General features: G+C 69.5%; 9 protein-coding genes. 5 read left to right on the forward strand and 4 right to left on the reverse strand.

Annotation, left to right across the window (positions count from 1 at the left end; translation table 11 throughout):
• Positions 1 to 372: 372 nt before the first annotated feature.
• The 5 genes from AAGI91_06070 (at position 373) to AAGI91_06090 (ending at position 7877) form a co-directional block, all read left to right on the forward strand.
• Entirely contained in the window at positions 373 to 1293 is a 921-nt protein-coding gene (locus AAGI91_06070; protein MEM1042180.1) for a DUF5715 family protein, read from the forward strand.
• A 266-nt stretch (positions 1294 to 1559) separates the two neighbouring features.
• Entirely contained in the window at positions 1560 to 4121 is a 2562-nt protein-coding gene (locus AAGI91_06075) for a T9SS type A sorting domain-containing protein (GenBank protein ID MEM1042181.1), read from the forward strand.
• A 62-nt stretch (positions 4122 to 4183) separates the two neighbouring features.
• Positions 4184 to 6550 carry a DNA polymerase domain-containing protein gene (locus tag AAGI91_06080; GenBank protein MEM1042182.1) on the forward strand — a complete coding sequence of 789 codons (2367 nt, stop codon included), beginning with the start codon at positions 4184 to 4186 and terminating at the stop codon, positions 6548 to 6550.
• A gap of 118 nt (positions 6551 to 6668) precedes the next feature.
• Entirely contained in the window at positions 6669 to 7211 is a 543-nt protein-coding gene (locus AAGI91_06085; GenBank protein ID MEM1042183.1) for a hypothetical protein, read from the forward strand.
• Positions 7212 to 7334: 123 nt separating this feature from the next.
• Positions 7335 to 7877 carry a fasciclin domain-containing protein gene (locus AAGI91_06090; GenBank protein ID MEM1042184.1) on the forward strand — a complete coding sequence of 181 codons (543 nt, stop codon included), beginning with the start codon at positions 7335 to 7337 and terminating at the stop codon, positions 7875 to 7877.
• 98 nt (positions 7878 to 7975) lie between these two features.
• Here the strand turns inward: AAGI91_06090 and AAGI91_06095 are convergent, their stop codons facing one another.
• From AAGI91_06095 to AAGI91_06110, 4 genes are all read right to left on the reverse strand, one after another.
• A complete protein-coding gene (locus AAGI91_06095; GenBank protein ID MEM1042185.1) occupies positions 7976 to 8908 on the reverse strand; it encodes a DUF4249 family protein in 933 nt (310 codons plus the stop codon).
• Positions 8909 to 8930: 22 nt separating this feature from the next.
• On the reverse strand, positions 8931 to 11219 hold the full coding sequence (locus AAGI91_06100; protein MEM1042186.1) for a TonB-dependent receptor: 2289 nt from the start codon (positions 11217 to 11219) through the stop codon (positions 8931 to 8933).
• Between the two features lie 273 nt (positions 11220 to 11492).
• Positions 11493 to 12752, reverse strand: a complete 1260-nt coding sequence (locus AAGI91_06105; protein ID MEM1042187.1) for a T9SS type A sorting domain-containing protein — start codon at positions 12750 to 12752, stop codon at positions 11493 to 11495.
• A gap of 52 nt (positions 12753 to 12804) precedes the next feature.
• Positions 12805 to 15852, reverse strand: a complete 3048-nt coding sequence (locus AAGI91_06110; protein MEM1042188.1) for a T9SS type A sorting domain-containing protein — start codon at positions 15850 to 15852, stop codon at positions 12805 to 12807.
• Positions 15853 to 15912 lie beyond the last annotated feature (60 nt).

Raw genomic sequence — 15912 nt, forward strand, 5'->3', positions numbered from 1 at the left:
GAGTCATTCCCGACCCAGATCGGGAATCCATGCAGCGTCGGCACGCGGTGCCATCGTGGCGTGGATTCCCGCCTGCGCGGGAATGACGGGCGTCTTGGGCAGAAAAGCTGAGACCTGACCGAGTCCATAACACGCTCTAGCCGGCACCGAGTCTGGGGTAGAGTGCCTGGGCCCGCCCGGGGCGTAGCAGCGCTACGTCCCTACGGGGCCAGCGTGGACCTACGGGGCCAGCGTGGAGCGCGGCAGCGAGTTGTGCATCGCGGGCAAAACTGTCAAAGCTGCCGAGACCATCGCACAACGCGCCCACCGCTTTCTGTCCACTAGCTCACCGTCTGCCGTCTTCACGGTCCTCTGTCCACCGTCCTCTGAGCTGTGCCCGACCTGATCGGCCATCCCTACACGCCGTCGCCGCGGCGGACTCCCTCGGCGGTACGCCAAACCTCGCCCCTGGAGCACCGCCCGCGTCTCAGGAGGCGGTGGCTCGTGCTGCTGGGGGCCGCGGTGGTCGGAGTTGGCGGACTCGTGGCGGCGTGGTATGCGGCCGAGAAGCTGGAAGAGAAACGGCGCATCGTGGCCGCCGAGCGGGCACGGTTCGAGGCGTTCGTGGACGAGCGCGAGGGGCGCTACCTCAAGGTCCCGCTGCTCTCGGACCGGCAGCGCGGCCTGCTCCGGCGCTCGCGCAACGCCCGCCACGTCGCAACAGCGCGGCGGCTCGGGGTGCCGTCGGTCGAGGCGCGGGCCGACGGGCTGGAGCGCGCTGGGGCTGCGGGCCTCGTCCGGATCGGCGACAGCCCGTACTACTGGGTCGGCACCCTGACCTACTCCGTTCCCTACGTCACGCCTTCGGCGGCGGCCGTGCTGGACTCCATCGGCGTGCGATTCCAGGCGAAGCTGGCCGGCTATGGGTTGCCGCCCTACAAGTTCTACGTCTCGTCAGTGCTGCGGACGCAGGAGGACCAGGCCGCGCTCCGGCGCGTCAACGCCAACGCCGCGCGCTCGACCTCCAGCCACGAGTTCGGGACGACGTTCGACATCGGGTTCCGCCGCTACCGCTACGCGGGCGACCCCGCGTCGGAGCTGTGGGAGCCCGCGTTCCCGTTCCTCCGAGACGAGTTCGCGGCCGACCTCGGGGCGTTCTACCGGCAGACCACGGAGCGCTATCCGTCCCGGATGCTGTCGGTGCTTGGCGAAGCGATGATCGAGTTGGAAAATGAGGGGCTGCTCCTCACGGTCATGGAGCGGCGGCAGCCCGTCTTCCACACGACTGTCGCCCGGCGGCTCGTGGGGGAGTAGAGAAAGAAGACTGTTTCGGCGTGGAGGGGAAGGAGGGTTGGTTCGGCGGGGAGGGTTGGGAGGGAAAGGAGAGTTGGTTCGGCGTGTAGGGGAAGGAGAGCAAGGAGGGATGAGCACGTTGGCGCAGCGTGCGACGGCCTCGCTACCTTTCTCGGCTTTGCTTTAGACGCCCTCCACGCCCTCCACGCCGAGCCCACCTGGGCATGCCTTGACCGGTGCGGGTAAAGGACGTATCTAGCGCCCTTTATCTCCCAGCCTGTCTTGCCATGCCTCGCCGCTTCCTCGTATTTGCCGTCCTGGCGTCTCTTGGCCTCGCCGCTGCCTTCTGGCTCTGGCCTTCCGGTCCCGCTGCCCCGCCTGCCCCCATCGAGTCCGACGAGCCAGGGCCGGACATGCGGCCGGCCGAGTGGGCCGCCGACCAGCGCCTCTTCCCCGTCTGGCAGGCCGACCCGGCCGCCATGCGCGAAGCGCTCGACGCGGCGCAGGCGCTCCGCGCCGAAGCCCGTGGCGGCCCGTTCGGCGCGTGGGAGCAGGCCGGGCCGACGAACGTCGGCGGGCGGGTTTCGGACATCGAGTTCGCGCCGAGTGCACCGGACGTGGTCTACGCCTCGCCCGCCACGGGCGGCGTCTTCCGCTCCGAAGACGCGGGCTTCACCTGGGCCCCCATCTTCGACGACCAGGCCGTCCTCACCGTCGGCGACCTCGCCGTCCACCCGAGCGACCCCAACACCGTGTGGGTTGGGACCGGCGAGGCCAACGGGAGCCACAACAACTTCGCCGGCGGGGGCATCTACAAGACGAGTGATGCCGGGGCGACGTGGGACTTCCTCGGCCTCGGCGAGAGCTACTCGGTTGGCCGCATCCGCATCGACCCGACGGACCCCGACCGCGTGTTCGTCGCCGCGCTCGGGGCCTACTTCGGCAAGAACGAGCAGCGCGGCGTCTTCCGCTCCGAGGACGGCGGCGCGAACTGGGAGCGCGTCCTTTTCCTTTCCGACTCGACGGCCGTCATCGACCTCGCCATGCGGCCCGACGACCCGGACGTGCTCTTCGCCTCGACGTGGAGCCGCATCCGGCGGCCCACCGGCAGCAACCTCAGCGGCCCCACGAGCGGCCTGTGGCGCTCTACCGACGGCGGCGACACCTGGGACGAACTCGGCGCAGCCAACGGCCTCCCCAATCCCGACGTGACGGATGTCGGACGGATCGGCCTCGACATCTGCCGCGACGTCCCGGACACCATCTACGCCTACTACACCGACGGCAGCCAATACCTTGGCCTCTTCCGCTCCGACGACGGCGGCGACACCTGGACCGACGAGGACCCGTCCGGCGAGATCGGCTTCAACACGAGCGGGTTCGAGTGGTGGATGGGGCAGGTCCGCGTCGCCCCCGACGACCCCGACGACGTATTCGTGCTCTCGACCCCGCTCATCCGGCGGTCGGGCTCGTTCTGGAATGCCGAGTTCGGCTTCGAGGTGCTCCACGTCGACCACCACGCGATGGCCTTCAAGCCCGACGATCCCGACGTGGTCCTGAGCGGCAACGACGGCGGGATCGACCGCTCGACTGACGGCGGTGCCTCGTGGACGCCGGTCAACGGGCTAGCGATCACGCACTTCTACGAGATCGGCCTCGACGCGCAGAACCCCGAGCGGCTCTACGGCGGGACGCAGGACAACAGCACCAACCGCACCCTCACCGGCGCCCTCGACGACTGGGACGTGATCTACTTCGGCGACGGCTTCTACACGATTGTCGACCCGACCGACGCCGACGTGATCTACGCAGAGTCGCAGTTCGGCGGGCTCGGCAAGTCCACCGACGGCGGGTTCAGCTTCAACGATGCCACGAGCGGGATCGACTTCAACGAGCCGCGCAACTGGTCGACGCCGGTCATCATGGACCCGAATGACAACCTGACGCTCTACTACGGCACGAACTACGTCTACCGCACTGTGAACGGCGCGGACTCCTGGACCAAAATCTCGCCGCAGCTAGCCGGAAACCAGCCGCGCATCAACACCATCTCGACGATCGGCGTCTCCCCCGCCGACTCGGACGTCGTCTGGGCCGGCACCGCCGACGGCAAGCTCTGGGTCACGACGGACGGCGACGACACCTGGGTGGAGGTCACGCAGCCGAACCTCCCCGAGCGCTGGGTGACGCGCGTCATCCCCGATCCGCTCTTGCCCGAGACGGCCTACGCGACGTTCTCCGGGCTGAAGTGGTACGAGCCCGTCCCCCACGTCTTCCGCACCGACGACGCCGGGCAGACCTGGACCGACATCTCCGGCACCCTCCCCGACGCGCCCGTCAACGCCCTCGCTGTCGACCCGGTGGACACCGACGTGCTCTACGTCGGCTCGGACGTGGGTGCGTTCGTCTCGCTCGACCGGGGCGCGACCTGGGGCGCGCTCGGGACCGGGCTCCCGGCCGTCTCGGTCTACGACCTCAAGGTCCACCCGACCGAGCGCTTCCTCGCCGCCGGCACCCACGGCCGCTCGATGTGGCGGCTCGACCTGTCGAACGTCACCGTCGCCACCGAAGAGGAAGCCGGGCCGCTCGGCTTCGCGCTCGGCGCGGCCTACCCCAACCCGTTCGCCGAGTCGACGACGCTCAGCTACCGGCTCGACGCGGCGGCACAGGTGACGGTCGAGGTCTTCGACGTGCGGGGCCGCCGCGTGGCGACGCTCGCAGACGCCGAGCAGGCCGCAGGCGAGCACCGGGTGACGTGGGACGCCGCGGGCGCGGCGACGGGGACCTACCTCGTCCGGCTGAGCGCGGACGGGCAGCAGCAGACCCAGTCGGTCACGCTCGCGCGTTGAGGACGGAACGGACGGGACGAGGCGAGGGTGTCAGCAAGCGCCCTCCCCTCGCTCTCCCGTCCATGTCCGACCTAGCTCCGCCTGACGCCCACGACGACGCCCTCTACGGGCGCGACGGGACCGAGCGGATCGTCGGGCTGCACCCTGTCGCGGGGAGTGACGGGACGGAGCAGATGCGGATCTACCGCCGGACCGGCCCGACGACGGTCGAGCACAGCGATGAGGCGTTCTACCCGTTCTTCTTCCTCGCCGACGCCGAGCTCCTGCGCGGCTTCCCGCGCGAGCGCTTCCGGTTCCAGGAGCTAGGCGGCGAGGGCTACTTCCGCTGGCTCGTCGTCTTCCCGAGCCGGGGCGCGTACTGGGACGCCGTGCGCCACGTCGAGCAGGTGACCGAGACGCAGGCCCGGCGGCCCGACGAGATCTACTTCCCCGGCCCGCCCGAGCAGCAGTACCTCATGCAGACCGGGCGGACGCTCTTCAAGGGGATGCCCTTCGAAGACCTCCACCGGCTCCAGCTCGACATCGAGACCTACGCCAGCGCCGGCGGCTTCCCCGACGCCGAGCGCGAGGGCGACGCCGTCATCATCGTCTCGCTCTCCGACAACCGGGGCTGGACCCGCCTCCTCGACGCCCGCGCGCTCCCCGAGAAGACGCTCCTGCAGGAGGTCGTCCGCCTCGTCCAGGAGAAAGACCCTGACGTGATCGAAGGCCACAACGCCTACGCCTTCGATTTCCCCTACCTGATGACGCGGTGCGACCGGTGGGGCGTGCCCTTTGCGATTGGCCGTGACCGCTCGGTGCCGCGCACGTTCCCCTCGTCGATGCGGTTTGCCGAGCGGAGCATCGACTTCCCGGCGCTCGACATCGCCGGGCGGCATGTGATCGACACCTACTTCCAGGTGATGAGCTACGACGTGTTCAAGCGCGACCTCCCGGCCTACGGGCTGAAGGCAGCGGCCAAGTATTTCGGCTTCGCGCCCGAGGACCGGACCTACGTCGCGGGCGCGGACATCCCGAAGGTCTGGGACGAGGACCCGGAGCGGCTGCTCGCCTATGCGCTTGACGACGTGATCGAGACCGAGCGCCTGAGCCGGCACCTCTCGGGGAGCACGTTCTACCTCACGCAGATGGTCCCGATGCCCTACGACCAGTGCGCGCGCACCGGCCCGGCGGCCAAGATCGAGGCGCTCTTCGTCCGCGAGTATCTGCGCGAGCGGCAGGCGCTCCCGAAGGCCGAGTGGGGCAGCCAGACCGTCGGCGGCTACACCGACGTGTTCGTCACCGGCGTCGTCGGGCCCGTCGTCTATGCCGACGTCGAGAGCCTGTACCCGTCGATCATGCTCGGGTGGGACGTGCAGCCCTCAGGCGACACGCTCGGCCTCTTCCCGGACCTCCTGCGCCGCCTTACCGGCCTCCGCTTCGAGACGAAGACCCTCATGCGCGAGGCGGAGAGTGAGGACGAGCGCGGCGAACTTGATGCTCGACAGACAGCATACAAAAATATAATTAATAGTTTTTATGGTAATATGGGCTTTGGTATGGCTATATTTAATGACTTCGCCGAGGCTGACCGCGTGGCGAGCGTTGGGCAGGACCTGCTGCGCCGGATCATCCGGCTCATACGCGAGCGCGGCGGCCTCGTGATCGAGGTCGACACCGACGGCGTGCTCTTCGTCCCGCCCCCGGCAGTGCGCGGCGACGCCGAAGAGCGGGCGTTCGTCGAGGCGCTGAATGCCGAGATGCCGGAGGGCATACGCATCGGGTTCGACGGGCGCTTCCAGAAGATGCTGTCGTACAAAAAGAAGAACTACGCTCTCCTCCGCTACGACGGCACGCTCAAGTTCAAAGGCTCGTCGCTGGTGTCGCGCTCGTCGGAGCGCTTCGGGCGGCGCTTTCTCCGCGAGGCGATCCCGCTCCTGCTCGACGAGGACATCCAGGGCCTCCACGACCTCTACCTCCGCGTCCGCGACCAGGTCGTCAGCCATCGCTGGGAAGGGGTCGAGAGCTTCCAGCGGACGGAGTCGCTGAAGGAAACGGTCGAGCAGTACCTGGCCGACGTGGCCGAGGGCAAGCGCACGCGGGCGGCGGCATACGAGCTGGCGATCCGCCGCGCCGAGGCGACTGGCCAGCCCGTCACGAAGGGCGACCGGATCAGCTACTACCTCACCGGTGCCGAGGCGAACGTGAGAGCCTTCGAGCACGCCCGCCTCGCCGAAGCCTGGGACCCCGCCGCCCCCGACGAGAACACAGCCTACTATCTCAAGCGTCTCGACGAGTTCGCCGCCAAGTTCACCCCGTTCTTCGGGAGCGACCACGACTTCCGCCTCGTCTTCTCTCCCGAGGACCTGTTTGGCTTCGACCCCACCGGCATCGCGCTCCAGCGCACCGAGCGTGCCCCGGAGGAAGTGGAGGACGATGTGCCGTTCTAAACGTAGGAGATGTAAGGAGATGTTCGGCGTGGAGGGCCAGGAGGGAAAGAAGGGGTGGAGCGAAGCGTGGCGGCCCCGGTAACTTGTCCAGCTTTTCTTGACTCTGCCCTCTCGCCCCATGCCCATCTCCTCCCGCACCGACCTCATCGTCTCCGGGGCTGCGATCTTCATCAGCCTCTGCACCCTCGTCGTGCTGCTCTACGAGGCACGGATCACGCGCGAGCAGCAGCGGGCGGCCGTGTGGCCCTACGTCGAGATCGGCCTGGGTTTCGGCAACGGCGGGTTCGTGGTCCGCACGGCGAACCAGGGGGTCGGCCCGGCGCGCATCCGCGCGATGGAAGTCCGCGTGGGTGGGGAGCCCGTGCGGACGTGGCAGGAGATGCTCGCCGCGCTCGGCTTTACATCGACCGACTTCACGGCCGACCGGACGAACGGGCGCGTGCTCCCCGGCCAGTCGTCGATCGCCAGCTTCGGGGCCCAGGTCGCAGAACCTACTGGTCCTTTCCAAGAGGCCTACCTCCAGGGCGAGCGGCTGGTGTTCGAGGTATGCTACTGTTCGGTCTACGACGACTGCTGGCGCGTGCAGGCCCGGGGGCTGGAGGAGACGCGCGAGGAGGTCACCGCTTGCACGCCTGACTCCGACGCAGACTTCCAGCGCTAAGACCCTGCGCTCAACTTTCAGTTTTTTCTGTAAATATCAGTCGAAGAGAATAACATCCCCTTCCTTCCCGCCGTTGGAGCGGCTGTAGTTGCATCACCTCTCTCCACTCAACCTTTCCGTCCCATGTCTGCTTTTCACCGTTTTACCCCGTTCGTCGCGCTCGTCGCGCTGCTCTTCAGCGCCCCCGCTGCGACCGCCCAGCACGACGCAATGTCCGCCGACCAGGCGAAGCCTTCGCTCGTCGAAGTGGTCGTCAGCACCGACGCCTTGAGCACGCTCGAGACCGCCGTCAAGGAGGCCGGCCTCGTCGAAGCTCTCAGCGGCGAAGGCCCGTTCACCGTCTTCGCCCCGACCGATGACGCGTTCGGTGCCCTCCCCGAAGGCACGGTCGCTGGCCTCCTCGAAGAGGAAAGCAAGGAGACGCTCAAGGGCATCCTCACCTACCACGTCGTCGCCGGCAAGCTGAACGCGGCGGACCTCAGCGACGGGCAGGTGCTAGAAACGCTCGCCGGCAAGTCGCTCACCGTCTCGGTCAAGGACGGCGCGGTGATGGTCGGCGGCGCGACGGTCGTTGCTGCCGACGTGGCTGCTGCGAACGGCGTCGCCCACGTCATCGACGGCGTGCTCCTGCCGCCCGCCGAAGAACAGGGCAGCGCGTCGTACTAGACGCTCGCAGGACTCCGAGTCCAGAGGGGCGGTACCTTCGCGGTGCCGCCCTTCTTCGTTGTGGGCGTCCGGTGCTAGGTCCTGACGGCGTACACCTCCTAGCGCGGCGGGAGCACGTCCACGGCGTCGGCCCGCGCCCGCGCCAGGCTGCCGAAGAGGCCGAGGCCGTGCTCGACGTTGGAGAGGACGCGCTGGATCTCGCCGGGCGAGAGCGTGGTCGGGTTGAACTGCGCGTTGCGGGAGCGGAGGAAGTCGTAGAGCGCGTCGTCGAGGGCGTTGACGGTGAAGACGTTGGGGCCGAAGTAGTTGATCGCGAACCACGGCACCCGGAGGCGCAGCGTCCCGTCGGCGTTGCGGGCGTAGTTGGCCTCGTTGAGAATCGGCGAGGAGGTCGAGGTGAGATTCTCGGCGTCGAGGTCGCCGTCCTCGACGAAGGCGGCGGCGAGCGGCGTGAGCGGGTAGCGCTCCGGCTCCAGCGCCCGGATGTTGAAGACGAAAATGGCCTGCCGCCCCGGCGCGTCGCTGCTCGTCACGTCGAGGGCCGGCGACGGGGCGTCGATGTCGTAGGAGATGGCAGGCGGCGGCTGCGCCTCGATGCGGAACGTGTCCGGCACGGTCGTCTCCGCCCGGACGAGCGTGCCCGGCGGCACGAGGCCGCGCTCGCCCGGCACCTCCACTTCGAGCCGGTAGCGGCGGCCCGCCTGCACCACCGGCTTCGGCCGCAACTCCGGCACGTAGACCCCCGGCCCGCCGTTGGTACCGGTCCCGCCCACGTCCTCCACGAACCGGACGGTCTGCTCGCTTTCTCCGCTCGCCGAGAGCAGCACGACCCGCACCGTGGCTCCGCTGAGCGCTTGGCGCTCAAACGCGTAGACCTCGCCGATGGGCGCGCTCTCGGACAGGCGGACCGACGTCATCGGTTCCTCGGCGATGAGCACGCCCTCCACCACGACGTCGGGGCGGAAGTCTTCTTCGGCGAGGTCGCACCCGGCGGTGAAGCCGAGCGCGAGCAGGAGCAGAGCAGATCGCATCGCAGGCATGGGGTCCAGTGCGCTAAAAGTCGACGGTCAGGGAGACGTTGGGCAGGAAGGGCAGCATCCGCACTGGTGCCGCGACGGGGTTGTCGTCCAGGTCGATCTGGTTGAACCAGACGTTGCGGCGCGAATAGACGTTGACGCCCTGCATCCGAAACTCGTAGTCGCCCAGGCCGAAGAGGCGGCCGGTCTTGGTGAACCCGATGTCGGCGCGGTGATAGGCCGGCAGCCGGGCGCGGTTGAGGCCGGAGGTGACGACGGCGTCCCCGTCCACACTACCGATCGGCGGGTCGATGCTGTAGCTGCCGACGGGCTCGCTGTACGCCTGGCCGGTGGCGTAGACGAAGGACCCGGTGAGCGTCCACCCGCGCCCGAGTTCGAGGCCCGCGACGACCGCGAGGTCGTGCCGCCGGTCGTGCTTCGGCGAGAAGAACTGCGGCTCCGCCGTCACCGGATGGGGGTTGACCGCCTGGCCGTCGGCCCCGACGAACTTGCGCTGCGTGAGCGCGAGCGTGTAGGCCACGAAGCCGTGGACGCGCCCGCGTGGGCGCTCGACGAACAGTTCCACGCCCGTCGCGTAGCCCTCGCCGAAGCGGAAGATGTCCGGGTAGTCGAACCCCGACACGTCGGGCAGCGTCGGGTCGATCTCGAAGAGGTCGCGGAGCGTGCGGACGTAGCCCTCCACATCGACCCCGAGGTTGGGAAGCGGACGCGTCTTGAGACCGAGGATGAACTGGTCGCCGTAGGAGGGCGGCACGCCCTCGGCGGTCGTGGTCCAGACGTCGAAGCCGGAGAAGGCCTCGTTCGAGACGAGGGTGAGAAACTGGTAGTAGCGCCCGTAGGCCGCCTGCGCTAGCACGCGCTCGCCCAGCCGCTGGTCGGCCTGGAGGCGCGGCTCGAAGCGGAGGTAGTCGCCTGACGAGAAGTAGTTCGCCCGGAGGCCGCCGGTGAGCGTCAGCGAGGCCGTCGGGCGGAGCGTAGTCTGGAGGTAACCCGAGGCGTAGGTGCTTTCGAGGCGCGAGTCGAGCGTTTCGCGCCCGTCGAAGACGTCGCTCAGGCGGAGGCGGAGGTGGCCGCCCCAGAACCCGCCCTTGAGTTCCAGGCCCCGGCTCGCGAGCCATTCCACGTCGGCCTTCGCCGAGTAGTCGTCGATGGTGTTGCGGCGCTCGAAGGTGACGCCCGCGACCTCAGCTTTGGGGAAGTTGACGTAGCGCGAGCCCGTCAGCCGGAGCGTGGCGAAGATGCGGTCCGAGAGGATGCGGGTGTAGCGGGCGCTGCCGGTCTGGTTGCCGTAGCGGAGGTCGAAGCGGGCGTCCTCGGCGTAGGGAAAGTCGACGTCGTCAGTCCCGGCGTAGAACGCGAGCGAGAAGCGGTCGTTGGGCGAGGCGTCGAGGCTCAGTTTGCCGTTGAGGTCGTAGAAGTAGAACCCCTCGGGGATGAACGGCTCGCGCTCGCGGAGCGCGGCTAGGAGCGGCTCCAGCGTCGAGCGCCGGGCCGCGAGGAACCACGAGCCGCGCATGCCGCCGAGGCGGACCGGCCCCTCCGCGTTCACGCGCGCGGCGAGCAGGCCGACGCTCGCCTTGCCGGCGAGCCGGTTGCGGTTGCCGTCGCGGTTGCTGACGTCGACGACCGAGCCGAGCCGCCCGCCGTACTCGGCCGGGTAGCCGCCCTTGTAGACCTGCACGTCTTTGATGGCGTCCGTGTTGAACGTCGAGAAGAAGCCGAAGAAGTGGGTGGGGTTGTAGACCGTCGTGCCGTCGAGCAGGATGAGGGTCTGGTCCGGCGAGCCGCCGCGGATGTAGAGCTTGGAGGAGAAGTCGCTCGCGGCCTTGACGCCGGGCAGGAACTGGAGCGCCCGGAAGAGGTCGTTCTCGACAGCCGACGGGATCTGCTGGACGAGCTGCATCGGGACGCGCTGCAAGCCGACGGCCTTCGTCTCCTCCAGCGGGCCTTCGCTCTCGACGACGACCTCGCCGCCTTCGAGCGTCTCCGGGCGCAGCGCCAGGTCCAGCCGGCGGTGCTCGTCCGGCCCGAGCGTGAGCGTCCGCCGCTCCGGCGCGTAGCCGAGGTACGAGACGATGAGCGTCACCTCGCCGGCCGGCACGCCCGCCAGCACGTAGAACCCCTGGCTGTTGGTCGTCGTCCCGATCCCGGCGTCGGCGGCGAAGACGGTCGCCTGAATCAGTGTTTCGCCTGTCGTAGCGTCGCGCACCGTACCGCTGACCGACGCACTCGGCTCCGGCAGCCCCTGTGCCGCCGAAGCGTGCGAGGCGAGCAGCAGTACGGTGGCGAGAACAGAGCGCGGCACGAGAGCGAGAGCGAGAGGAGTGGGCGTGCACAGACGGATGGACACAAACCATTCCTGCCCCTTCCAGTCCGGGCGCACGTCTTCCCTCGTTTCACCTGGGCCGGCCTATTGTCTGTGCTGGCCTGTCTGTGCTGTACGCCTGGCGTGCGTTCAGCCCTCTGTCTCGTACTGATCTGGAAACGGCAGGGTGCCCGACCGGCCGCAGCGGCTGTCTGCGTCGCTGCAGGGGCGGATGGCCAGCGGAGCGTCCCGCAGGCCCAGAGAGATCAAGCGCTACCGCACGAGCGTGAGCCGGCGTGCGAGCGCGGTCCCGTTCTCCGTCACCAAGCGCGCGACGTAGGCCCCGCTCGGCAGCCTGTGCCCGTCGAGCACAGCCTGGTGCCGGCCGGCTTCCACCCGTCCGTCGAGGAGGCGTGCGACTTCGCGCCCGAGCACGTCGTAGACCACAAGTTCTACGTGCTGCGCCTCCGCCACGTCGAAGCCCAGGACAGTCTGCGACGAGAACGGGTTCGGGTACCCTGCATGCAGCAAGTTCTTCGCTGGCAGGGACGAACTGGAGGCTGCTCCGGCCTCGGTGTCCGGCCAGGTGCCTACGTCACTCACGGTCCAGTCGGCCTCCCAACCGGCCGCCGAAACCGCACGGCCGGCGGCCGTCACCGTGATCGTGAACGTCTGCGCGTCTACGGCTGTCATGCTACTGAACCGGCCGACGCTGATCGTGTAGAGGTACTCGCCCGGCCGCGCGTTGCCAGGGACGTTCTGCGTGTACCCGTTCGAGATCGAACTCGTGGCCTGGATCGTGCCGGAGATGACGACGCCCTGGGCCACGACCGCACCGCCTCGGCGCGCGACGAAGTAGAGGTCGCCGGTCTGGGCGTTGCCGGTGTTGTTGTCGACGGTGTAGCTGAAGACGATCGAGCCGCCGGGTGCCACGGTCGTCTGGCTCACCGACGCCGTTAGGTCCACTGGCGGGATCCCCGGAACCTCGACGAGCAGGTAGACCCCGCTACGGACGCACGCGCTGGGATCGCCGTCGGGAAACGGGGCGCAGTCCGGGTCGTCGGTCGCGTCGTAGAGCCCGGTGTCGAGCGAAGAGCCGGAGCGGAGGTCGACGACCACATCGGGATCCTCGAGCTGGTCCACGAAGCTGTAGCTCCACTCGGCGACGAGGTCCGCCGGGTCCCACGAGAGGACGACGGGGCTGCCCCCAACGCTGGGCGCGTAGAGCAGCCGGAAGGCGTACTGCTGGCCCTCGCCGACCGGTGCCCGGAGGTCGGTGTAGTACCCCGTCGGGACGCCGCCGTTCTGGCCCTGGATGCGCACGTCGAAGGCCCCCGCCGGCGGCGGTGGCGGGGCGAGGACGTCGAGGCTGGGGTCGAAGTCGTCCGACGCGGCCTCGTCGGCCCCCGCGGTCAGAGACCGGGCGGCGTTGCCGTCGGTGGCGAGCAGGTCCAGGGTAAAGCTGGTGCTCTGCCCGTAGGCTGCCGGCGCAGCGATCAGCAAGACGATCAGGTACAGGTTGGAGAGGCGCATTACAGGTTCCTAACGTGTTTTATCGGAATCAATTATTGCCTACCCTTTCGCACTAATTGACGATGGTGAGACGCCCGGTTCCGACGGCCGTACCGGACGGCATCGTGGCCGTGACCCGGTAGAGGTAGGCCCCGGCCGGGAGGCGCGCCGTGTCGAGATCGACCGCGTGGTCGAGGCCGGAAGGAAGCTCCAGGCTGCTGAGTTCGAGCGCCCGGCGGCCGAGCACGTCGAACACCTCGACCGCGACCTCAGCCGTCTCGGGCAGGTCGAGCACGAGGCTCGTCGCGCCGGCCGTCGGGTTGGGGTAGGTGCCGCGCAGCGCGAAGGCCTCGGGAAGCACCGACCCGCCCTCGGCGTCGACCGCGGCCGGCTCGGACCAGACGACGAACGCACCGGCGGCGAGCTCGGGATGGTCCGCCGTGCTGACACTTGCGGCCGTGCGCATGTCGAGCGCGAAGTCCGGGCTGGACCCGGCGTCACTCGCAAGCGTGAACCGGCCGAGACCGTCGAGCGCCGCCGGGTCCCACGAGAGCACGATGGCGTCGCTGCCGGCGGCCGGCGCGTAGACGAGCGCGAAGACCTTGTCCATGCCTACCTCGAAGCGGCGCACGTCGTCGTAGTAGTCTGTCGGGGTGCCGTCGTCGGTGCCGCGCAGCCGGGCGTCGAAGGCACCGGTCGGGGCGGGCGGCGGGGCGAGGCGGTCGAACTCGACGTCGAAGTCGTCCGTCGCGGCCGGGTCGTGGCCGAGGACGAGAGCGCGGCTGCGGGTGCCGTCGCCGGCGGTGACGGTGAAGGCCGCGGCCGGCTCCGTCGTCCGGGCCGGCGTGCGGGACCCGGTGCCGGCGCAGTCGAGCGTGAGCGCACCCGCATCCTCGACGCGGACCCAGGTGCCCTCGCCCTGCCGCAGCGTGTCGGCCTCGACGTAGACCTCGTCGAACCGGAAGAACGTGCCGGGCAGGATGATGCCGCCGGGGTCCTGGATGGCCGACACCGGGAGGTCGCACGACGGGCCGGCGATGAGCTGCCACCCGGCCGCACCGAAGCTGAGGCCGACCTGCGGCTGCGCGATGCCTGTCACGGTGTAGGTCGCCGCTTGGTCGAAGAAGGCCCAGAAGCCCGCGCCCACGGCGAGCGTGTCCGCGACGGTGTAGCTCGCGCCGTCCCATGCGAACGGCGGCTGCGGGAGCGGCGGCGCACTGAAGACGGCCTGGTAGCTGGCGTCGGACGGCTCGTTCGGCAGTCCGAGTAGCTCCCAACCCGTCCCGACCGCAAGGTCGACGGCCGTCGTCCGGGCGTGGACGATCTGGAAGATGGTGGTGCAGGGGTCCTCGGTGGCGCATCCGGCGGTGAGGTCGTAGGACGAGACGGCGCGGAAGTCCACGGGACTCGTCGCGCCTGGCGCGAGGAGGAGCAGGCTCCCCTCGGCCGGCAGCGTCGCGCCGGACCAGTCGAGCACGACGGGGTACTCAGCCTGGAGCGCCCGGACGGTCGCGGTCCATGTGACCGTGTCGTTGTCCTCGGAGAGCGAGAGGCGGAAGTCGTCGAAGAGTTCGGTCCCGAGCACCGGCGGCAGGAAGCGCGCGTCGAAGGTCGGGTCGGGCGGACGCGGCGGCGCGAAGCGGTCGTAGTCCGCGTCGAAGGCGTCGGTCGCGTCGGGCGCAGTCCCGAACGCGAGCGCGATCGTCGCCCCACCGGCCGAGGCCGTGAACGGCACGCTGAAGTCCACTCCGCTCGCAACAGGGGTGACCTCCAGGGTCACGGCGAGCGTGGCGTCGGCGTAGCCCGCCTCGGCGGCGGTGACCGTCGCCGTGTAAGTGCCGGCCGCAAGGCCGTCAGCGCTAGCCGTGAACGAGGCCGGCGTGTCTACGGTCGCCGCCGCAGGCACAGTGAGCCAGGTCGGGGCGAGGCCGGTGGCGTCGTCCACAGCGGTGAGGGCAACGGGGCCGCTTGGGGCGGGACCGCTCGTGACGCTGAGCGTGGCGTCGTCCGAGGCGCTGCCGGTGCCTTCGTCGAGACTTAGCGAGAGGCTGGCCGGCGCAAACGCGAGGCCGGCCGCCGGGGTCGTCGCGCAGGCCACGTTCGAGTAGGCTGACGCGCCCGCCGGGTTCGTCGCCCGGACGCGGTAGCAGGACTCGGTCTCGGGGCTAAGGCCCGTGTCGCCGTAGGTCGTGGCGTCGGCCGCCTCGGTCGAGAGGAGCAAGAACGGGCCGCCCACGCTCGCGCCGCGCTCGACCTCGTAGGCACTCTCGTCGCTCGCGTTGTCGGTCCAGGCCAGGTCGATAGCCGTCGGCGAGACGGCCGTCGCGCCGAGACCAGTCGGGGCCACCGGCGGCGTCGCCTCGGCCGGCGTCGTCGCACAGGCAACGTTGGAATAGGCCGAGGCTCCGCTGGCGTTTGTGGCCCGGACCCGGTAGCAGTACTCGGTCTCCGCGCTCAGCCCGGTGTCGCCGTAGGCCGTCACGTCCGCTGCCTCCGTGGAGACGAGCGCGAACGGACCGCCGGCGCTCGCGCCGCGCTCGACCTCGTAGGCACTCTCGTCGCCCGCGTTGTCGGTCCAGGCAATGTCGATAGCCGTCGGCGAGACGGCCGTCGCGCCGAGGCCCGTCGGCGCGGCCGGCGGCGCAAGGTCGAGGACGAGGACGAGCGTGCGGTAGCCGAAGAAGTCGCGCGGGGTGTCCGGGGCCGCGCTGCTCCCGGCCCCGTCGAGGTCCACGCCGAACGTCTCGTTCGCGCCCGAGGGGTCGTCGGTGAGGCGAAGCGCGCCGTCGGGCAGCCCGGCATCGTCCCAGGTGAGGGTCACGCCGGCCTCGGTGCCGCCGGTGACCTTGCCCCGGTAGAAGATCGTGAACTGGAGCTGCGTGTTCGTCGCCCGAACGTCCGTCTTCAGCCCGTTGCCGAAGCCGGGGATACGGGCGTCGAAGGCCCCGCCGGGCGGCGGCGGCGGCAGCTCCTCGTCGAAGGCGGCGTCGAAGCCGTCGGTGGCCGCCGGGTCCATGCCCATCGTAATCGTCTCGTCGTTGCCGTCGGCGTCAGCGATCGTGAGCGCGAGGTCGAACGCATTTAGCTGGGCCTGGGCCGCGTGCGGCAGCAGGAAGAGCAAGCAAGCAAAAGCAGCGACGTATCGGAAGTAAGGAAGCATCAGGGTAGTCCGTCTTTAGGT

Source organism: Bacteroidota bacterium, from assembly GCA_038746285.1.
In the GTDB taxonomy this organism is placed as follows: Bacteria; Bacteroidota; Rhodothermia; order Rhodothermales; family JANQRZ01; genus JANQRZ01.